Annotated in this window: 16 protein-coding genes; 9 read left to right on the top strand and 7 right to left on the bottom strand. The window is 73.2% G+C overall.

All coding sequences use genetic code 11. The annotated features are described in order from the left end of the window. Positions 1–139 precede the first annotated feature (139 nt). The 7 genes from ACF09C_RS03635 (at position 140) to ACF09C_RS03605 (ending at position 5,624) form a co-directional block, all read left to right on the top strand. Entirely contained in the window at positions 140–1,159 is a 1,020-nt protein-coding gene (locus ACF09C_RS03635) for an iron ABC transporter substrate-binding protein (RefSeq protein ID WP_392088198.1), read from the top strand. A gap of 1 nt (position 1,160) precedes the next feature. Further along, positions 1,161–2,750 carry an ABC transporter permease gene (locus tag ACF09C_RS03630; protein ID WP_392088692.1) on the top strand — a complete coding sequence of 530 codons (1,590 nt, stop codon included), beginning with the start codon at positions 1,161–1,163 and terminating at the stop codon, positions 2,748–2,750. Then, complete coding sequence (locus ACF09C_RS03625) at positions 2,747–3,787, top strand: ABC transporter ATP-binding protein (RefSeq protein ID WP_392088196.1); 1,041 nt, start codon at positions 2,747–2,749, stop codon at positions 3,785–3,787. The genes ACF09C_RS03630 and ACF09C_RS03625 overlap by 4 nt, the downstream gene beginning before the upstream one ends. Positions 3,788–4,003: 216 nt before the next feature. Beyond that, a complete protein-coding gene (locus ACF09C_RS03620) occupies positions 4,004–4,417 on the top strand; it encodes a hypothetical protein (protein WP_392088194.1) in 414 nt (137 codons plus the stop codon). Further along, positions 4,414–4,605: a hypothetical protein gene (locus ACF09C_RS03615; RefSeq protein WP_392088192.1), complete on the top strand. Its 192-nt coding sequence runs from the start codon at positions 4,414–4,416 to the stop codon at positions 4,603–4,605. Before ACF09C_RS03620 ends, ACF09C_RS03615 begins: the two co-directional genes overlap by 4 nt. A gap of 54 nt (positions 4,606–4,659) precedes the next feature. Beyond that, complete coding sequence (locus tag ACF09C_RS03610; protein ID WP_392088190.1) at positions 4,660–5,247, top strand: TetR/AcrR family transcriptional regulator; 588 nt, start codon at positions 4,660–4,662, stop codon at positions 5,245–5,247. After that, the gene (locus tag ACF09C_RS03605; protein WP_392088188.1) at positions 5,244–5,624 is read left to right on the top strand and encodes a hypothetical protein; all 381 of its coding nucleotides are present in this window, start codon (positions 5,244–5,246) and stop codon (positions 5,622–5,624) included. Before ACF09C_RS03610 ends, ACF09C_RS03605 begins: the two co-directional genes overlap by 4 nt. A gap of 50 nt (positions 5,625–5,674) precedes the next feature. Here the strand turns inward: ACF09C_RS03605 and ACF09C_RS03600 are convergent, their stop codons facing one another. Beyond that, positions 5,675–6,067, bottom strand: a complete 393-nt coding sequence (locus ACF09C_RS03600) for a hypothetical protein (RefSeq protein ID WP_392088186.1) — start codon at positions 6,065–6,067, stop codon at positions 5,675–5,677. A gap of 290 nt (positions 6,068–6,357) precedes the next feature. Then, entirely contained in the window at positions 6,358–7,284 is a 927-nt protein-coding gene (locus ACF09C_RS03595; protein WP_392088184.1) for a MurR/RpiR family transcriptional regulator, read from the bottom strand. A 186-nt stretch (positions 7,285–7,470) separates the two neighbouring features. Between ACF09C_RS03595 and ACF09C_RS03590 the strand changes: the two genes are divergently transcribed. Further along, complete coding sequence (locus tag ACF09C_RS03590; RefSeq protein WP_392088182.1) at positions 7,471–9,633, top strand: FUSC family protein; 2,163 nt, start codon at positions 7,471–7,473, stop codon at positions 9,631–9,633. A gap of 77 nt (positions 9,634–9,710) precedes the next feature. Here ACF09C_RS03590 and ACF09C_RS03585 read toward each other — a convergent pair whose 3' ends face one another. Further along, positions 9,711–11,318, bottom strand: a complete 1,608-nt coding sequence (locus ACF09C_RS03585) for a DUF4139 domain-containing protein (protein ID WP_392088181.1) — start codon at positions 11,316–11,318, stop codon at positions 9,711–9,713. A gap of 7 nt (positions 11,319–11,325) precedes the next feature. Beyond that, positions 11,326–13,428: a DUF4139 domain-containing protein gene (locus tag ACF09C_RS03580; protein WP_392088179.1), complete on the bottom strand. Its 2,103-nt coding sequence runs from the start codon at positions 13,426–13,428 to the stop codon at positions 11,326–11,328. A 147-nt stretch (positions 13,429–13,575) separates the two neighbouring features. On the opposite strand from ACF09C_RS03580, the gene ACF09C_RS03575 reads away from it, so the two are divergent. After that, on the top strand, positions 13,576–14,136 hold the full coding sequence (locus tag ACF09C_RS03575) for an FABP family protein (RefSeq protein WP_392088177.1): 561 nt from the start codon (positions 13,576–13,578) through the stop codon (positions 14,134–14,136). On the opposite strand, the gene ACF09C_RS03570 is transcribed toward ACF09C_RS03575, so the two are convergent. From ACF09C_RS03570 to ACF09C_RS03560, 3 genes are all read right to left on the bottom strand, one after another. After that, positions 14,126–15,337, bottom strand: coding sequence for a cysteine desulfurase-like protein (locus ACF09C_RS03570; RefSeq protein WP_392088176.1), 1,212 nt, complete (start codon positions 15,335–15,337; stop codon positions 14,126–14,128). The genes ACF09C_RS03575 and ACF09C_RS03570 overlap by 11 nt on opposite strands. 187 nt (positions 15,338–15,524) lie before the next feature. Then, positions 15,525–17,099 carry a M28 family peptidase gene (locus tag ACF09C_RS03565; protein WP_392088174.1) on the bottom strand — a complete coding sequence of 525 codons (1,575 nt, stop codon included), beginning with the start codon at positions 17,097–17,099 and terminating at the stop codon, positions 15,525–15,527. Between the two features lie 206 nt (positions 17,100–17,305). Next, positions 17,306–17,941: a MerR family transcriptional regulator gene (locus tag ACF09C_RS03560; RefSeq protein ID WP_392088172.1), complete on the bottom strand. Its 636-nt coding sequence runs from the start codon at positions 17,939–17,941 to the stop codon at positions 17,306–17,308. Between the last annotated feature and the right edge of the window lie 360 nt (positions 17,942–18,301).

The raw sequence follows: 18,301 nt of genomic DNA, 5'->3' as shown, positions 1-18,301 counted from the left end.
TTCCTAATCGAGAAGAGGGGGGTGGTTCCGGATGTGTGTTCGCGATGGGTTCGTTATCACGGATGGCTTGACCATTAGGTAAGGATTACCTTATTAATGCCTTGATCCGTTGGTTTCGCAGGAAGGTACCCCCGTCCCCATGCGCCGCCCCCTGGCCCGCGCCCTCGCCGCGCTCGCCGCGACCCTCCTGCTCGGTCCGGTGCTCGCCGCCTGCGGCAGCGACGAACCGGCCGACCTGGTCATCTACTCCGGCCGCAACGAGAACCTCGTGAAGCCGCTGATCGAGAAGCTGGAGAAGCACCTCGGCGCCAACGTCGAGGTCCGCTACGGCGACAGCGCCGAGCTGTCCGCCCAGCTTCTGGAGGAGGGTGACAAGACCGAGGCCGGCCTCTTCCTCTCCCAGGACGCCGGCGCCCTCGGCGCGCTCTCGACGGAGCAGCGCCTCGCCCCGCTCCCCAAGACCACCCTCGACAAGGTCGCGCCCGCCCATCGCAGTTCGGCCGGTGACTGGACCGGTGTCAGCGGCCGGGTCCGGGTGCTCGCGTACGACCCGGCCCAGGTCCCCACCCCGCCGAACAGCGTCCACGAGCTGGTGAAGCCGGAGTGGAAGGGCAAGATCGGCTTCGTCCCGACCAACGCGTCCTTCCAGGCGTTCGTCACCGGCATGCGCGTCCTGGAGGGCGAGGACGCCGCCCGTACGTGGCTCAAGGGCCTCAAGGCCAACGAGCCCAAGAAGTACGACAACAATCTCAAGGTGCTGGAGGCCGTCGACAAGGGCGAGGTCTCGCTCGGCCTGATCAACCACTACTACTGGTACGAGCAAGCCGCCGAGAAGGGCGTGGACAAGCTCAAGGCCAAGGTCCACTACCTGCCCAAGGGCGACCCGGGCGGCCTGGTCAACGTCGCCGGCGTGGGCATCCTCAAGGGCGCGGACGACAAGCAGGCAGCGTACGCCCAGAAGGCCGTCGACTACCTGCTCTCCGCCGAGGCCCAGACGTACTTCGCCGCGGAGACCAAGGAATACCCGCTGGTCGACGGCGTGAAGACAGCCGATGGCGTACCGCCGCTGGAGACCCTGCAGCCGCCGAAGCTCGACCTCGGGAAGCTGGACTCGCTCAAGCAGACCCTGGCCATGCTCCAGGAAGTCGGACTTGTCTGACGTGACCTCACCGGAGCGCTCCACCCCGGCCCGTCACGACCCCCGCCCGGCAGGCGCACCCGCGCCCGCTGGGCGGGCGCGCGACGGCGGCCGGCCCGGATGGATCCTGGTCGTGCCCGCCACGGCCGCCGCCCTGCTCGCGGTCCTGCCACTCGGCTACCTCGCGGTCCGCGCGCTCGAACGCGGCCCGGCCTACGCGTGGGACGTCGTCGCCGACGCCCGCACCGGGGAACTCCTCCTGCGCAGCCTCGGTCTGACCGCGACCGTCGTCGCCGCGTGCCTGGTGATCGGCGTCTCGCTGGCCTGGCTCACCGTCCGCACAGCCTTGCCCGGCGCCCGTGCCTGGTCCGTGCTGGTCACCCTCCCGTTGGCGGTGCCCAGTTACGTCACCGCGTTCGCCTGGCTGTCCGCCGCGCCCTCGCTGGCCGGTTTCACCGGCTCCGCCCTCGCGCTCACCCTGGCGAGCTTCCCCTACGTGTACCTGCCGGTCGCCGCCGCCCTGCGCGGCACCGACCCCGGGCACGACGAGGTCGCCCGGTCCCTCGGCCACGGCCCGCTGCGCACTTTCCTGCACGTGACCCTGCCTCAACTGCGACCCGCCGCCGCGGGCGGCGGACTGCTCGTCGCGCTGTACGTGCTGTCCGACTTCGGCGCTGTCTCGCTCATGCGGTACGACACCTTCACCCTCGGCATCCACACGTCCTACCGGGCCAGCTTCGATCGCACCCCGGCCGCCGCGCTGAGCGCCGTGCTCGTCCTCATCACGATCGCACTCGTCGCCGCTGAGACCCGCACCCGCGGGCGCGCCGACTACGCCCGTACCGGCACGGGCACCGCCCGGCGGGCCGTCCCCGCCGCGCTCGGCCGGTGGCGCCCGGCCGTCCTCGCCTGGTGCGGCGGCCTGGTCGCGGTGTCCGTCGCCTTCCCGCTCGCGGTGCTCGGCTACTGGCTGGCCGTGGGCTCCTCCGCCACGTGGAACCCGGCCGCGCTCACCAGCACCGCGCTCACCACGCTCACCCTCGCCGCCGGCGGCGCCGCGCTCACCACCGTGCTGGCGCTGCCGGTCGGCGTCATCGCTGCCCGCCATCGCGGCAGGGTCGCGCACCTCATGGAGCAGGCCGCGTACGCCGGACACGCCGTGCCCGGTATCACGGTCGCGCTCGCGATGGTCTTCTTCGCCGTCCGGTACGCCCGGCCGCTGTACCAGGAGACGCCGCTGCTGCTCTGCGCGTACGCGGTGCTCTTCCTGCCGGTCGCGGTGACCGCGACCCGGGCGGCGGTGCTCCAGGCGCCGCCCGTCCTCGACGACCTGGCCCGGTCGTTGGGTCGTACCCCCTTCGCTGTGCTGCGCGAGGTGACCGTGCCGCTCGCGGCCCCCGGCGTCGCGGCGGGCGCCGCGCTCACCTTCGTCGTCTGCATGAAGGAACTCCCCGCCACCCTGCTCCTGCGTCCCACCGGCACGGACACCCTGGCCACCCGGCTCTGGACGGAGACCGGCAGCGGGTCGTTCGCCGCCGCGGCCCCGTATGCCGCCGCGCTGATCCTGCTGGCCGCCGTCCCCTCGTACCTGCTCGGAAGGCACCGCACATGAACGACCTTCAGGTCACCGGAGTGGTCAAGGGATACGGGGCCGGGGCACCTGTCCTTGACGGCCTCGACCTCACCGTGCCCGGTGGCTCACTCGTCGCGGTCCTCGGACCGTCCGGCTGCGGCAAGACAACGCTGCTGCGGGTGATCGCCGGCTTCCTGAGGGCCGACGCAGGCAGCGTGACCGTCGCCGGCCGCCTCTTCGGCGGTCCGGGAGTCCACGTTCCGCCCGAGCGGCGTCGGATCGGCATCGTGCCTCAGGAGGGCGCGCTCTTCCCGCACCTGAGCGTGGCCCGCAACATCGCCTTCGGCCTCACGGAGCGCGACCGGGCAGGCCGGCGCGCCCGCGTGGCGGAGATGCTGGACCTGGTCGGCCTTCCCGGCTACGGCGACCGCATGCCGCACGAACTCTCCGGCGGTCAGCAGCAACGCGTCGCGCTCGCCCGCGCGCTGGCCCCCGAGCCGTATCTCGTGCTGCTCGACGAACCGTTCAGTGCGCTGGACACGGGTCTTCGCGAGGCCGTACGAGCCGACGTACGCGCTGTACTTCGCGACAGCGGCGCCACCGGTCTCCTGGTCACGCACGACCAGCAGGAGGCTCTCTCCACCGCCGACCTCGTCGCCGTCCTCAACAAGGGGCGCGTCGCCCAGTGCGCAACCCCCCGGGATCTGTACCACCGCCCGGCCGACCCCTGGGTGGCAACCTTCGTCGGAGAGGCCGTCCTCATCTCTGCCACCGCCGAGCGGTCCACCGCCACCACCGCCCTGGGCAGGGTCCCGCTCGCGGCCCCCGCGGCACTCCGCGACGGCGTCGTCCTGCTCCGCCCCGAGCAGCTCCGTCTCACGCCCCCGGCCGACGCCGTCGCCGAGGGCACCGTGACCGAGGTCCGCTTCCACGGCCACGACGCCCTGCTCACCGTCACCGTCGACGCCCTCGACACCCCGCTCAAGGTCCGCACCCCGGGCCCGGTCGCAGTCCGCCCTGGTGAGCGCGTAGGTCTCGCGGTCACGGGTGAGGCGACCCTCCATCCGAGCTTCTGAGGAAGCCCGGGGCAGGCGGCGACGTCACCATCCGGCGCCTCCGTCCCGGGCGCCGGGGGAGTAGGGTCCGGTTGTCCTTCCTTGGTGATGTGCCCGCAGTGCGGAAGCCCGGCGCGACGGGATGGTCATCTGTTGTCGCAGCGAGGTCAGCATCCGCTGCCGATGCGCCCACCAGTGGGTCCAGTGCGAGCTGACGTGCAGGTGGGCACAGAGGACGTGCTCGTCCACAACTGCACCGACCTGGCGCGTGCCCACCGAGAGTTCCCCGGCCTCGCGCACACGCTGGACGAGCACGTCGACGTGGACCTGGCGGAGATGAAGAACCTGGCGATCAGGAAGACGGAGAGGCTCGGAAGGCCCACGCGTAACAGCAGGTGGTCGAGTGCGGACCTGGCCCAGAAGGCGGTCAACGGGCGGGTGAGCGAAAGGAGCTCGCCCGCCCGTCGCTTTCCGACCACGGCTGGCCGGCAGGCCCGCTGGCCAGCGAGCGGTGAGCTGTTCCGACGGCAGCCTTCCGTAGACGGGCAGCCGTTCGACAAGCCGGACCATGACCGCACGCTCGAGCGCACCGGCGGCAGCCTGGAGCCGGTCGTGGACCGGAACGCCGCCGAAGCGCGGCAACCCAGGTGATCACGGACCCGGACTGGCAGCGGCTGCTCCAGCGGATCGCCCCCATGCCGGCAGGCCTCTCCGTCCAGACGACGGTCGGCGTCGACCGGCTCCCGATCGGCCCCTGGGAGGGGCTGGGCGTGCCGGCTCTGTGGGCGACCGCCGCGCTGACCTTCGGTGGCGCGATGCTGCGTCTGCGCGACGTATGAATCCGGGCCGTCCAGGGTTGTTTATCAAACGGGTCGACCCGTATCGTAAATCGTATGAGCTCTTCTCCGTCCTCCAGGGGACGTCCCAGGGATCCCCGCTCGCACGAGGCGATCGTCGGCGCGGTCACAGAGCTGGTGACCGAGGTCGGCTATGCCGCGACGTCGATCGGCGCGGTGGCCGCCCGTGCCGGTGTCGGCAAGGACACGGTCTACCGGCGGTGGCGGGGCAAGCCGGAGTTGGTCTTCGAGGCGGTGTTCACGACCACCGACCATGCGCCGGTCCCGGACACCGGAACCCTGGCGGGGGACCTGACCGCACTGCTGCGGGGCCTGGTCGACGAGTTCCAGGCACCTGCCGCGGCAGCGGCGCTCCCGGGACTGCTCGCCGACTTCGCCGCCGATCCGGTGCTGAAAGCGCGCATCCGCAGCGACTTCCTGGCTCCGGCGAAGGAGCGGCTGTTGGTCGTCTTCGAGCGCGCCGTGGCGCGCGGGGAGATCGCGGTCGACACGCCCGTGGATCTGGTTCTGGACACCCTGGCCGGCGCCGTGTTCTTCCACATCGGCCTCGCGGGGGAGGACCCCGACCCCGAGCTCCCCGGCCGGCTGGCCGCTGTCCTGGCCAAGGGGATGGAGGTCCGATGAACGGCTGGCTTCTCGCGGCGGGCGTCACCGCGTTCGGTGTGGCCGCGGTGCATGTGGTCGCCGGGGGCCGGGACGTCGTCCGCCCGCTGTTGTCCTGCGGACTCGCGGACGAACCCCGACGCGTCCTGCACGCCGTGTGGCACATGGTGAGCGTCGACCTGGTGCTCTCGGCGGCCGCCCTGGTCCTTCTCGCGCTGACGGAGGACACGTCGGCGACCGGCCCGATGGCGTGGTTCGTCGCCGCGCACTTCCTCGCGTACGCGGTCGTCTTCCTGGTCGTCACGCTGGCGGTCGGCTGGACGAGGCCACTGCTCCGGCTGCCGCAGTGGATGCTGCTCCTGCCGGTCGCGGTGCTCACCGTGGCGGGTGTCGCGTAGCGACAGCCCGTAGGGCTTCGCAGGGCCGGTGCGAACCCGGGGCGGTAGCCTCAGACCCGGGCTCGGCGGCCGGCCGACTGCTCGCTTGCCAGGAGTGCTGCCATGACCAGGCGGACGCCTCGGGCCAGGCCGCTCAGTTGCTGGAGTTCCAGGGCGTACAGCCTGATCGTGGTCTCGATCGTGGTGCCGGACACGCCCAGTGTGGGCAGCTCGGCGCGGCAGGTCTGCATCGCCACCCTGACCGCCCGGATCTCGTGCTCGACCTGCAGCTGGGCGTGGCGGGCCAGCAGGACCGGATGGTGCGTGAGGGTGGTGTATCCGCCGTACCTGGCCGGCAGGAGGTCGCGCAGCCAGCGGACGGCCGTGGTCTCCCAGTTGCGGTTGCCTGGGGCCGCGACCGTGTAGGGCCAGTCGGGGGTGACCGGAGGGGCGTGGTGGGACATCGTCGTCGCCTTAGGAAGGGTGGTCCTGTGCGGAGGGGCGCGGCGGCTCCGGCCCAGGGGTTGACCGGAGCCGCCGCGGGGGCATTCGCGGAACGCGAAGTGCTCCCTGTGGAACAACACGGGGGCCGACTGAGGAGGAGGGGGGCCGACCCGACGCTGTTCTGCCCGTGCCCGCGGGGCACCTGTAGTAAATATATATACCGTCGAGTACGCAAGGGCATGAAAAAATTCATGCGATCCGAGGGCGTGAAAGAAGCAATGCAGGATCGTGCCCCCGGGGGCCGGCCCGGTCAGTCCTCCAGGAAGAAGTCGTACTGGTCCGACGCCTGCTCGTACTTCTCCAGCCGGACCTGGGTCCGCTCGGGATCGGCGTCCGCCATCGCCTGGAGGATGGCCGCCGACAGCACGCCCGGTGCCGCGTACGAGTCGAAGACGAGGCGTGAGCCGGTGCCGGCGGTGAAGCTCACGTCGGCCTCGTGCGTCAGTGGGCCGAGCGCCACGTCCGTGATCAGGGCGACCCGCAGACCGGCGCGCCGGGCAGCCCTCATGGCGGCCAGGGTCTCCTTGGAGTGCCGGGGCATCGCGAAGGCCAGCACCCAGGTGCCGCCCGCCTCGCGCGACTGCAGCAGCGCGTCGTAGGCGACACTGCCGCCGCGGGTCACCACCCGCACATCGGGGTGGATGCGCCGCGCCGCGTAGGCGAAGTACTCGGCGAGGGAGACCGAGATGCGCAGCCCGAGCACCGTGAGCGGGGTGGAGCGGGCGAGTTCCCGGCCGGTGTCGAGGATCTGGTCGGTGCTGGCGAGGGTGCGGCGCAGGGAGGCCAGGTTCTCGATCTCGGCGTCGATCGCCGCCTGGAGCTCGTTGCTCCGCCGTGCCTCCCGCCCCTCGGTCGTTCCGGCGACCGCCTTGAGCGCGATGGGCTGGAGGGCGTCCCTGAGCGCGGGATAGCCGCTGAACCCGAGCGACGACGCGAAACGGGTCACGGACGGCTGGCTCACGCCGACGCGCTCCGCGAGCTCGGTGATCGACAGGAAGGCCGCCTCGGTGAGGTGGTCGATCAGGAACTGGGCGATGCGCCGCTGGCCGGGGGAGAGCCGGTGGCCCCCGAAGAGGGCGCGCACCTGGTCGACGGGCGGCGCCTCCTCCGCCTCCGAGGGGTGGGTGCCAGGTGTGATCGCCGCCGCCTGCGCACGCGCCTGCTGCCCTGATGGCACGGGGTGCCTCCCATTCGTACCGATGCCGCCCAAGATAGTTCATGAACGGGTGCCGCATGAGGCGGCGGCTCTCCCCGTGCGCCGCCGGGCCGATGCCCGCCCGTGCCCGGCCGGTGCCCGCCGATGCCCGCACCCACCGGCCGGGCAGCGGGTGCCGACGAGCGGGGCGTGGCCGATGCTGGTGGGGTGAGCGGTTTGCTGGGGCTGCCGGACGCGTATGCGGGGGCGGCCCGCAGCTCGGTGCGGGTCACGGTGGCGGCCGCGGGCGGGTTCTACCTGTTCCTGTACGGGTTCGGGGAGACCGTCACCGCGACCTACGCGCTGTTCGCCGCCGTCTCGTTGGGCGGCCTCTCGCGCATCCCGGGGACCGGGCGGCAGCGGGCGGTCGTGATGCTGCGGGTGCTGCCGGTGGCCTGCCTCCTGGTCGTCGTGGGGACCTTCCTCGCCGTGCGGACCGCGAGCGCGGTGGCCGGGATGCTCGTCATCGGCTTCGCGCTCGCCTTCGTCGCCGTCGGCGGGCCCCGCCCGGCCGGCGCCGCGCCGGGGCTCCAGCTGCTCTACATCCTCCCCTCGTTCCCGCCGTACGCCCCCGACACCCTGGGCGAGCGGCTGATCGGGACCACCACCGGGATCCTCCTGCTCGTCGTCGCCGAGGCCTGCCTCTTTCCCGAGCGGCCGACCGTGCCGTACCGGGAACTCGCGGCCCGCGCCGCCGACATCGCCGAGCGCTGCGCCGGTGAGCTGGCCCGGCCGCCCTACTCCCTCTCCCGGGCGGCGGGCGACGCGGCCGGTACGGCGTCCCAGTCGCTGCGCCCCTCACGGGTGCCGGAGGCCGACCGGCCCGCAGGGCCCGGGGTCCGCTCGCGGGCGCTGGCCCACACCGGCCTCGCGGCCCGCACCCTGCTCAACCGGCTGAACCGGTTGCCCGCCGCGCCGGACGGGCGGACACCGGCGGAACCGGGCCTCGAACTGCTGCGCGCCGTCGCGCGGTCGGCGGCCGACAGCGCCGCGCTGTTGCGCGGCGTTCCCGGGGCGGGCGCCGCGAACCCGGCCCCGGAGCGGGCCGCGGTCGCCGCCGGGCGGGATCGGCCGGCCGATCCGGAGGCCCTGCGCCGCGACGCGGCGCTGCTCGAACTGGCCGATGCCGCCATCGCCCTGTCGACCGCCGCGAGACTGGCCGTACGGGGGCGCGACACCGGAGCCGTACCGCCGCTCGGGCGGTTCTGGTACGCGCCCATGCGGGCGCCCCAGTTGTGGTGGCGGCGGCTGATCGGCAACACGGGGTCCCGGTCCGTCTTCTTCCAGAACGCGGTACGGATCAGCCTGGCCCTGGCGGCCGCCCGGGTCGTCGCCGGCCTGGACACCCTCCCGCACGGCTTCTGGGCGATGCTCGCCACGCTGAGCCTGACCAGGACCACCCTGGACGCGACGCGGACCAGCATCCGGCAGGCGCTGACCGGGACGCTCATCGGGGCGCTGTGCACCGCCGGGATCCTCGCCCTCGTCGGCACGGACACCACGGTCTACGCGGCCGTCCTCGTACCCCTGCTGCTGATCACGTTCACCGTGGGGCCGGTGAAGGGCATCGGCTGGGCCCAGGCGTTCTTCGCGATCGTGGTCTCGCTGGTCTTCGCGCAACTGGCACCCGCCACATGGGAGTTGGCAGAAGTGCGGCTGCTCGACGTCGTCATCGGCAGCGCCATCGGTGCCGTGTTCGGCCTGCTGGCCTGGCCGCGCGGCGCACACCGGGAGGTACGGCAGTCCAGCGCCGCGCTGCTCCGGTCGGCGGCCGAGACCGTCGTGGCCACGGCCTCGACGATCGCGGCGGGCGGCGTACGGGACCCGGCCGACCCGCCCCGCCACGCCGCCCTGCGCCGTACTCTCGTCCTCGCCGAGTCTGCCTACGCCCAGTTCCAGGCCGAGCCCCGGGTGCCCGCGGTGGGAGCGGGAGTACGGCCCACCGACTGGCAGGCCGTTCTGCTGACCGGGCACCACGCGCTGTGGGGCGCCGACCGGCTGCTCGTACCGCCGCCGGAACCCCGGGGCGAGACGCCCGGACCGGTCTCCGTGCCGCCGCTCGATCCGGCGGAGGCCGCCGCGCTGACCGGGCTCGGCGACCGGGTCGCGGGCCGGATGCTGCTGCTCGCCGCCCGGCTGGAGTCGCCCGACGAGGCCCCGGCCGCGCGGGAGGACCCGCCGGACGCCGTGCCGGACGCCGCGCCCGGGGCGTCCCCACCCGCCGGGGCCCCGGGCCGCTACTACGCGGCGGAGACCTGGCTCGACGCCCTCCTCGCCGACCTGGGCCGGATCACGGACGCCGACAGCGCGGGCCCTCGCGGAACCCCGTGATCCGCGATCGGAACAACCCGCTCGGATCCCCGGCCTCAGATCCCCGGCCTCAGATCCCCGGCCTCAGATGCCCGGCCTCAGATGCCCGTCACCTTCGCGCTCGCCGAGAGCTCGTAGACCAGGGTGACCGTACGGCGCCCGCCGGGCGGGAGCGGGACGTCCCAGCGGGCGATGCCGTCCGCGTCGACCGTGTCCGGAGCCGGGGAACAGGCGTCCTTCCGCAGCTGGACCTCCACCGCGGACACCTCGGAGACCGGGATCCGCTCCCGCACGACGACCACCCGCTCGCCCTGCTCGCCGGGTGCGGAGAACCGTGACAGGTGCAGCCGGACCGTGCGGGTCACCACGGTCCGCTGGCTGAGCCCCGTGGTGTCGCGGGACTCCTCCGTCTCCCGGACCACCCGGTGGTCGTCGCGGCTGCCGAAGGCCAGCTCGACGGGGGCGCCGGGGGCGGTGAAGTCCAGGGTGCCGCGCCCCGTGAAGCCGCCGCCGCGGAGCAGGTCCACCGGCCCGGCGAGGAGCGCGTGCCCGGAGCCGTTGTCGAACCGCACCACCTGGGTGACCAGCGGGGACAGCTCCGGGGAGCAGGCGTACTCATGGCGCGGGGCGGTCGTGAACGAGGAGAGCGGCACCCGGTGGGCCCGACCGTCACCGGCCACCGTGACCGGCCCGGGAGCCCGCAGCACCCGCGTCTCGCCGCCGTCGTCCACCCCCGGCAGACCGAGCACCGGGGCCGGTCCGAGCGTCGCGATCTCCTCCTCGCGCAGCTCGACGTCGACCGTCCGCCGCTCCGCCGCCGAGCGGTCCTTGAGGGTCAGCCGGTCCTCGCCCAGGCGCGGCGGATCGGTCGCGAGCGCCGAGCGGGCCGTCGACAGGGTGAGCCGTACGTCCGACCAGTCCTCCCCGGTGCGCTGCCACACGATCGCGTCGGTCTCCAGCGTGAGCGCGTCACCGTCGAGCACGGCACGGTACGCGGGCCGCCACAGCGCGCAAGGGGTGAGATGGCTCAGGCGTACGCCGACCGGCCCCGCCGCATCCGTCTCCAGCGTCAGCTCGACATGGCCGACGAGCTCGACGGGTTCGTCGTCGGCGAGGTCCATCGCCCGTGCGACAGCGCCGAGTTCCGAGCTGATCTCGGTCAACCGGGCCTCGGCGGTACGGAGTTCCTCGCCGCAGGTGTCCCGGTCGTCGTCCACCCGGTCCAGCTCGCGGGCCCAGCGGTCCCGTTCGCTCTCGCCGAAGCCCACGCCTTCGGCGATCTCCCGCAACAGGTCCGCGGCGAGGCGGCCGAGCAGGTCGAGGCGGGTGCGGAGCCGGTCGCGCCGGCGGTCCAGGCCGGCCCGCTCCTCTTCGAGGGCGTGCGCGCGTCGGCGCAGCGGCGAGTCGTCGTCGGTGGGCGGCTGCGGCCCGCGCGGGGTCCAGGAGCGGACCAGCCGTACATCGAGCACGGTCGCTCGATGATCGGCCGTCAGCTCGGCGTGCAGGGTCCGGTCGACGGCGAGCGCGCCGACCGGACCGAGCCGCAGGCGGTGGACACCGGCGGACAGGTCGAGCACGGTGGAGCGCTCGACCAGGGCGCGGTCCTCGAGGCAGGTGACCGCGGTGACGGGCAGGGCCGTCGGCTCCGGGGTCGTGGACGTCGAATCCGTGGACCGCGGGGCGGGGGAGATCGGGGCCGTGGACATGGGTGCGTCAGCTCCTGCGGTTTCCGCCGACCAGGGCCTTGCCGGTCGGGATGCGGATCTCGTAGCCGCCTTCGAGGGCGGCGGTGGCCCCGGCGGCTAGGTCGAGGCGCCACACCCGGGTGCCCGGCGCGTGGCGGTCGGGCCCGGAGTCGGCTTCGGGCGTCGTCCAGTCGGCCCGCTCCTCGACGCGGACGTCCGGCTCGGAAGTGACCGGGACGCGCTCGCGCACCTCCACGGTGACCGGCCGCGCGAGCGCGTTGGCCAGCTCCACGTGCACGCGGGTGTCGAGCACCGTGGTGGTGTTGCGCAGCCCCGCGGTCGACTCGCGCACCTGGCTGCGGCGGGTCACCCGGATGCCCTCGGCGGGGCCGAGACCGACCCGCCGCACACCGCCGGGGGCGAGCGTCGGCAGCGCGGTGGTCAGGAGGAACTCGTCGTCGACGGTGACCTCGACAGGGCCGGCCAGCAGGGCCTGGTCGGTGGCGTTGGAGAGTACGAGCGTCGCGTACACCGTCTGCTGCACGGACGGCACGGCGAGGTACTCGGTGCGCAGACCGACCGGGATCTCGCCGATGGTGACGGTGTGCCAGGTGCCGTCCGAGGGAATGTCGGCGCGGGCGGCGGCGTCGAACCGGTGGTCGAAGGAGCCCGCCGACTCCCGGGGCCGCACCGCGTGCCCGGGAAGCGGAAGCGCGGCCACCGCCTCGGCGCGGCGGCGGTGCTCCACGGCCACCGGATCGGACGCGGCGTCGGGGAACAGCCGGCCCCTGCGACCGCCCGGCTCCTCGGGCCCGCTCAGGACGAGGGCGGCGTAGTCGAGTTCGTCTCCGCTCGGCTGCGGTGGACCGACGGGCAGCCGAACCGGCGGGGCCGAACGCTCCGCGCCCGCCATGTCGTCCATGTCCTCCGCACGCGAGGCGGCACGAGAGGCGGCCCGAGCGCCGGTACGTGCCCTGGCGGCGCCCGGACGTCCTCCGGGCTCCTGCGGTCGGTACGGCTGCGCCGGCGCCGGCATCGGGGCGCCGTAGGAGGCGCTCGGCGGTGGAACGGCGCCGGGCGTCGGGAGGGCCCCGGCGGGTGCGCCGAAGCCCTGCGGCGCGGGCGGTGGCGGCGGCGGTACGGGAGCGGGCGGCGCGCCGCCCGCTGCGACGGCCACCGCCCCGGCGGCGCGGGCGGAGACAGGGGCGGGACCGGCCGCGTCGAAACCGGAGAACAGGTCGGCGAGACCGGCGGGGGGCTCGCGCCAGCCGGATGGCGCGGGGGCGGCCTGACGGCGCCCGATCCGGACCGAGCGGAGCCGTGGCAGATCGGTGCGGCGCCGCAGATCGGCGGTGGCCAGGGCGAGCCGTACGCCCGTCCAGTCCTCACCGGTCCGCTGGGCCACCGAGGCACGCAGCACCAGACGGCCGCTGCCGTCTCCCTGACGGTGCGTGAGCCGGTACGTTGGCACCCAGACCGCGCCCGGCACCCCGTACTCCACCTCGATCTCCACCTCGCCCTCGGCCGAGCCGTCGAGCGTCAGGAGCGCGCCGACCGTGGTCCGCACATGCTGCTGCGGGGCGTCCGTGGAGGCGCGGGCCTCCCGGTCGTAGGCGACTTCGAGGGCGTGCTCGGCCTCGCGCACCGCCTGCTCCAGCTCGGCGAGCCGGGCGTGCAGCCCCGTGAGCCGCTCGTCGACGAAGTCGGCGAGTTCCAGCCACGCCTCGACCGGGGTACGACGGTGCTGCGGGTCGTCCCGCTTGCGGGCGGGGGGCACGGGCCGGAGCGCCGTGACCTCCGCGATCAGGCCCAACTGCCGGTCCCGGTGGGCCTCGGCCCGTGTACGCGCCTCCCGCAGCCGCTCGACCTCACGCCGCACGTCGTCGGGGACCCCCGCGCCGACGGGCTCGGCCTCGACCTCGACCCGCGCCTCCGTGACGCGCACCCCGGGCGTGCCGAGGACCCGGGCCCGCAGCGAACCGGGGTCGAGCGAACGGGGCAGTCCCGTCACGAGCACCCGCCCGTCGGGTGGCACGCTGCCCCGGGCAAGCCGAAGACAGAGCGCCCCTTGCGCGTACATCACGACAGAATCGAGGGCCGAACCCCACCGCAGCGCCGTTCCCGCCTTCATGCTCCCCCGTCCCCTGGAACGTCCATGCCGAGCGAAGCCTATGCCGAGGCGGGCGGCGCGTCCCCCCGCATGGCCAGTCCGACGTGATCCGCCGGACAGACCCTAAGCTGCCATCCGGTACCCGGACGCGACCCAGGAGCGCACCTCATGCACGACCCCGCCCAGCAGCCCCCGTTCCCCGACGCCCGGCACCCGGACGCCTCACCCGCACCCCATCCGCTGCTCGCGCCGGTGGTCGGGCTGCTCGGGACCTGGGTGGGCCGGGGCCGGGGCGGATACCCGAGCCTCGAAGAGGAGTTCAGCTACGCGCAGCAGGTGACCTTCAGCCATGACGGGCGGCCCTTCCTCCAGTTCGAGGCGCGCGCCTGGCTGCTCGACGCGGACGGCGACCCGCTGCGGCCCTCGGCCCGGGAGACCGGCTGGTGGCGGCTGCAGCCGGACGGCCGGGTGGAGGCGCTCATCACCCAGCCGACCGGCATCGCCGAGATCCTCGTGGGCGGCGCCGACGCCGGCACCGTCGACCTCTCCAGCCACGAGGTGGCGCTCACTCCCACGGCGAAGGAAGTGCGCGCCACCCGCCGCCGCTACATCCTGACGGCCGAGGACACCCTCGACTTCACGCACGACCTCGCGGCGGTCGGCCGACCCCTGCAACACCACCTCTCCGCCCGCCTGGTGCGGGCCGGCGACGGCGACGTCACGTCGTAGGACGCAGGAAGTCCGCGAGCCCTTCGAGCAGCCGGTCCACCTCGTCGGCGGTGTTGTAGGGGGCGAGTCCGACCCGGAGGGCCGGGCCCTCCAGCTTCAGGGCGGTGAAGGGCTCGTACGCGTAGAACTGGCCCGCCGTGGCCAGGATCGAGCGGGCGGCAAGGTGGATCTGCGCCTCGCGGGGGTCCCGTCCTTCGAGGGTCATCAGCAGGGTCGGGGTGCGGTCCTGGGCCCTCGAGTGCAGGGTCACGGCGTCGCCGAGGCCGCGTATCCCCTCCTCGAGCCGGGTGCGCAGGGCCAGTTCGTGGGCGTGCAGCGAGCCGAGGGACGAGGCCAGGCGCTCGCGGCGCGAGGTGCCCGTCCCCGGGTCCACCGCCGCGAGGAAGTCCACCGCCGCCCGCGCGCCCGCGAGGATCTCGTACGGCAGGGTGCCGAACTCGAAGCGCTCCGGAACCGAGTCGGAGGACGGCAGGAGCTTGTCCGGGCGGAGGGTCTCCAGGAGTTCGGGCGCACCGGTGAGCACGGCGCAGTGCGGGCCGAGGAACTTGTACGGCGAGCAGACGAACAGGTCTGCCCCCAGCGCCGGTACGTCCACCAGGTGATGGGCCGCGTAGTGCACCCCGTCCACGTACAGCAGCGCGCCGACCTCGTGCGCCCGGTCCGCGATCCGGCGCAGCGGCGGCTTGGTGCCCAGGACGTTCGAGGCCGCCGTGACGGCGACGAGCCGGGTACGGGGGGACAGGACGCGCTCGTACGACTCCAGGTCGAGTTCGGCGGTCTCCGGCTCGATCTCGATCCAGCGGACCGTCGCTCCCGCGTGCTCGGCCGCCTGCACCCAGGGGCGGACGTTGCAGTCGTGGTCGAGACGGCTGACGACGATCTCGTCGCCCGCGCCCCAGCCCCGCGCGAGCACGCGGGCGACGTCGTAGGTGAGCTGGGTGGCGCTGCGCCCGTGGACGATCGTGTTCGCGGGCATGTTCAGCAGATCGGCGTAGGCGGCGCGGAACTCCGTGACGGAGCGTTCGGCGTTGAGCTCGGAGGGGCTGATCGTGCCGCGGTTGGAGAGGGGGCCGGTCAGCGTCTCGGCGATGGCCTCGGCGACGGGGCGGGGGGTCTGTGTGCCGCCCGGACCGTCGAAGAAGGCGAGACCGTGGTCGAGGGAGGGGAAGTGGGCGCGGAGTGCGGTGACGTCGATGGCCATGGCCTCGGCTTTCTGTCGGGAGGGCGAGACACCCCCCTGGGGGCTGGTGCGGGCCGTGCTCCGTGCGAAGGCTAAGGGGCGAGGGGGAGGGACTCGAGAGGCCCGGGCGAACCCGGGCAGCCCGGTCCCCGGTGCCGTTCGTCGGGCGCGACGACCGGCACCGGGGAGGCGGATGCCTGCCGGGCTCCTACTCGGTGACGCCGTAGGCGTGTCCCTCGCGCGGCGAGGCCGCCGCGGCCGCAGCGGCGGCGGTGCCGGTGTCCGCGCGCGCCGCGCCCGTCGGCTGCCGCAGCGAGCCGAGGTCGTGCGCGTAGGTGCCGACCGCGTTGGCGATGACGTCGATGTGCGTCTCGAACGCCGTCAGGCTGATGTTCCGGACCGTGTCGCCCGCCCCGTGGTAGTTCGGGTCGAACGCCACCCCGGCGGTGCCGCCGAACTTCTCCGCCTCGGCGGCCGTCTTGAGCGCCTCGGCGCCCGCGAACGTGCCGCCGGAGGGTATGCCCGCGTCGATGAACGGGCCGTAGTCGAAGCGGGCGACGAACGGGGTGCCGGCATGCGGCAGGCCCCGCTTGCCGAGGAACGCGGCGATGTCCTGTTCCAGCCGGTCCGAACCGGCCGGTGCGGTCTGCCCGTTGGCGCGGTCGGAGTTGTCGCCGTCGTAGACGAAGAGGCCGTGGTTGGTGGAGGCGATCAGCTCGAAGTTGAGGTAGAGCTTGATCTCCTGCTTGTCGAGCGGCGTGAGGTTCGCGACGTAGTGGTGCGAGCCGACCAGTCCGCTCTCGGCGGCCGACCACCAGGCGAACCGCACCTTGTTGCGGGGGCTCTTCTCCTTCTTGGCCAGCTTGAGGGCGACGTCGAGGAGCGCGGCCGAACCGGAGCCGTTGTCGTTGATGCCGGGGCCCGTGACGACCGAGTCGAGCGAGGCGCCGAGCATCACCGTCTCGGCCGCGTTGCCGCGCTTGGTCTCCGCGATCACGTTGTTGGTGGAACGCTTCTCCTGGAGCTGGCGGATCTCGAAGGAGAGGTTCACCGGGCCCTGGGAGAGGTCGGCGGCGAGCTTCTCGCCGGCGGCCTTGCTGATCCCGGCGGTGGGGATCCTGGCGGCGGACGGGTCGCCGAGGGTGCCCGAGAGCGGGCCGTACCCTGCGTCGATGTTGTTGTAGATGAGGGCGCCGATCGCGCCCGCGGCGGCGGCCTGCTGCTGCTTGACGGCGAAGGCGCAGCCGCCGCGCTTGATCAGCGCGATCTTCCCGGCGTAGGCGCCGCTCACGTAGTCGCCGGGCTCGCAGCCGGTGGTGCCGTCGGCGTCGACGGGCACGGCGGCCACGTCGGCCCGTACCCCGCCGACCGGCGTCGACTTCGTGTACGTGAGGGCCTTGGTCTCGATGTCGTACGGGGCCGGTGTGACGGCGGAGAGCTTCTCGGCGAGCGTCTGCGTGTAGACGAACTCAAAGCGCTGGTACGAGACGTTGTACCCGGCCTGCTTCAGCTCCTTGTAGACGTAGGCGGCCGAGGCGTCGTGGCCGAGGGAGCCGGCGACGCGGTGGCCGCCGGCCGAGTCGGCGATGGCCTGAAACTTCTCCAGGTGCCGTAAGGCGTCCTGCGCGGACGCCTCCCGGACGAGCGCCTGGGCGAGCTTGGCGGCGTCCTTGCCCGGCCTGTCCTGCTGAGAGGAGGCGGGGGAGGCGGCGACCAGCAGGAGCGGGGTCGCGAGAGCGGCTGCGGCCAGGGTGGCCACGGCTCTGCGAGGTGATGCGTTCACAGAGGTCCTTCCCGATGCGAACGAGGTTGAGGGGAAGCTAGCGATCTCTGGGGGGCTCTGTGAACAGATGTGCCACAACTCACGGCAATTCACGCACAGTTGTAGACATTATGTGGAGGGTGGGTGGCGGAGGGCCGCCGTCCGCACTGGTGTGCGTAAGGAGCCGTGCGGCGGCGTGCCGGTCGGCGGCCTCGTGGTCGGCCGGGTCAGTCCGCGTGGGGCGTCGAGTGCTCCGTCCCGCTTCCGGCCGTGGAGAGGAAATGCTCGTGGGCGAGGCGGCGCATCGCGGACAGGGCGACGTCGCCCAGTGCGGTGACCGTCACAAGCCGCGTCGCGGCACTTTCCGGGTCCTCCTGTTCGCTGAGGATTTGCATCTCCAGTCGGGCAATCCGCTCCAGGTTCTCGGCATACGCCGGAAACAACCGTGGAATGTCCTGGTGATCGAGCGACTTGCAGGCGATGGCCACCTGGCAGAGCGTCTGCCAGGCCGGGTTGTCCGGGCCCACCTGCCAGCCCCAGCCCCGGATCAGGCCGGACACCCTGGCCTGAGCCCAGTCCCACTCCTGGTCGGGCGAGGCGGCACCGGGTGTCGGTAAGGCGTGCTGGGTGAGGCGGAGGAGCTCGTTCGCCGGTGGTCGTTCCTCCTCCACGTGCCGGACGAGCCGCCGCACCTCGGCATGGGAAAGCCCGCCGACATTCAGGAGGGCCTTTACCAGTGCAACCCTGCGCACATGGGATTCGTCATATTCCGGCAGGGTCGGCAGGAGGTCCAGGTCCTGATACGAACGCAGGGTGTGAACGGGGACTTTGGTACGTCGACTCAGGGCGGCGAGCTGCGACACAATCCACCGGCTTTCGGGAAGCAGTTGGCGCGGGCATGGGGGTGGGGCCGGAAATCGAATTCGAGGCCGCGGTGACCCTATGGTGCGGGAATGCGGCGACACAAGGCATCACCGGCCGGGGTCGAGGGAATTTGGCTCAAAGGGGGAGCGGCCGGTGTCTCCACGCTCGTCGGTCTCTCTATACAGGCCTCACGGCGTGGCGCCTGCCTGGCCTGCGGGAGTTCTCCCGCTCGGCCTGAAAAGGCCGTTCAGCGGTAAACCGAAAACCGGCCAGGACGGGAGGCGAGTCCGCGATCTTCCGCCCCTCCGCGCCGTTCCCGCCGTGGTGTTCGGCGGGCGTTCGCCCTGCCCTCGGTTCCC

This window comes from Streptomyces sp. NPDC014870 (assembly GCF_043081505.1).
Classification (GTDB): Bacteria; Actinomycetota; Actinomycetes; order Streptomycetales; family Streptomycetaceae; genus Streptomyces.
This window is presented reverse-complemented; position numbering and strand designations above follow the sequence as displayed.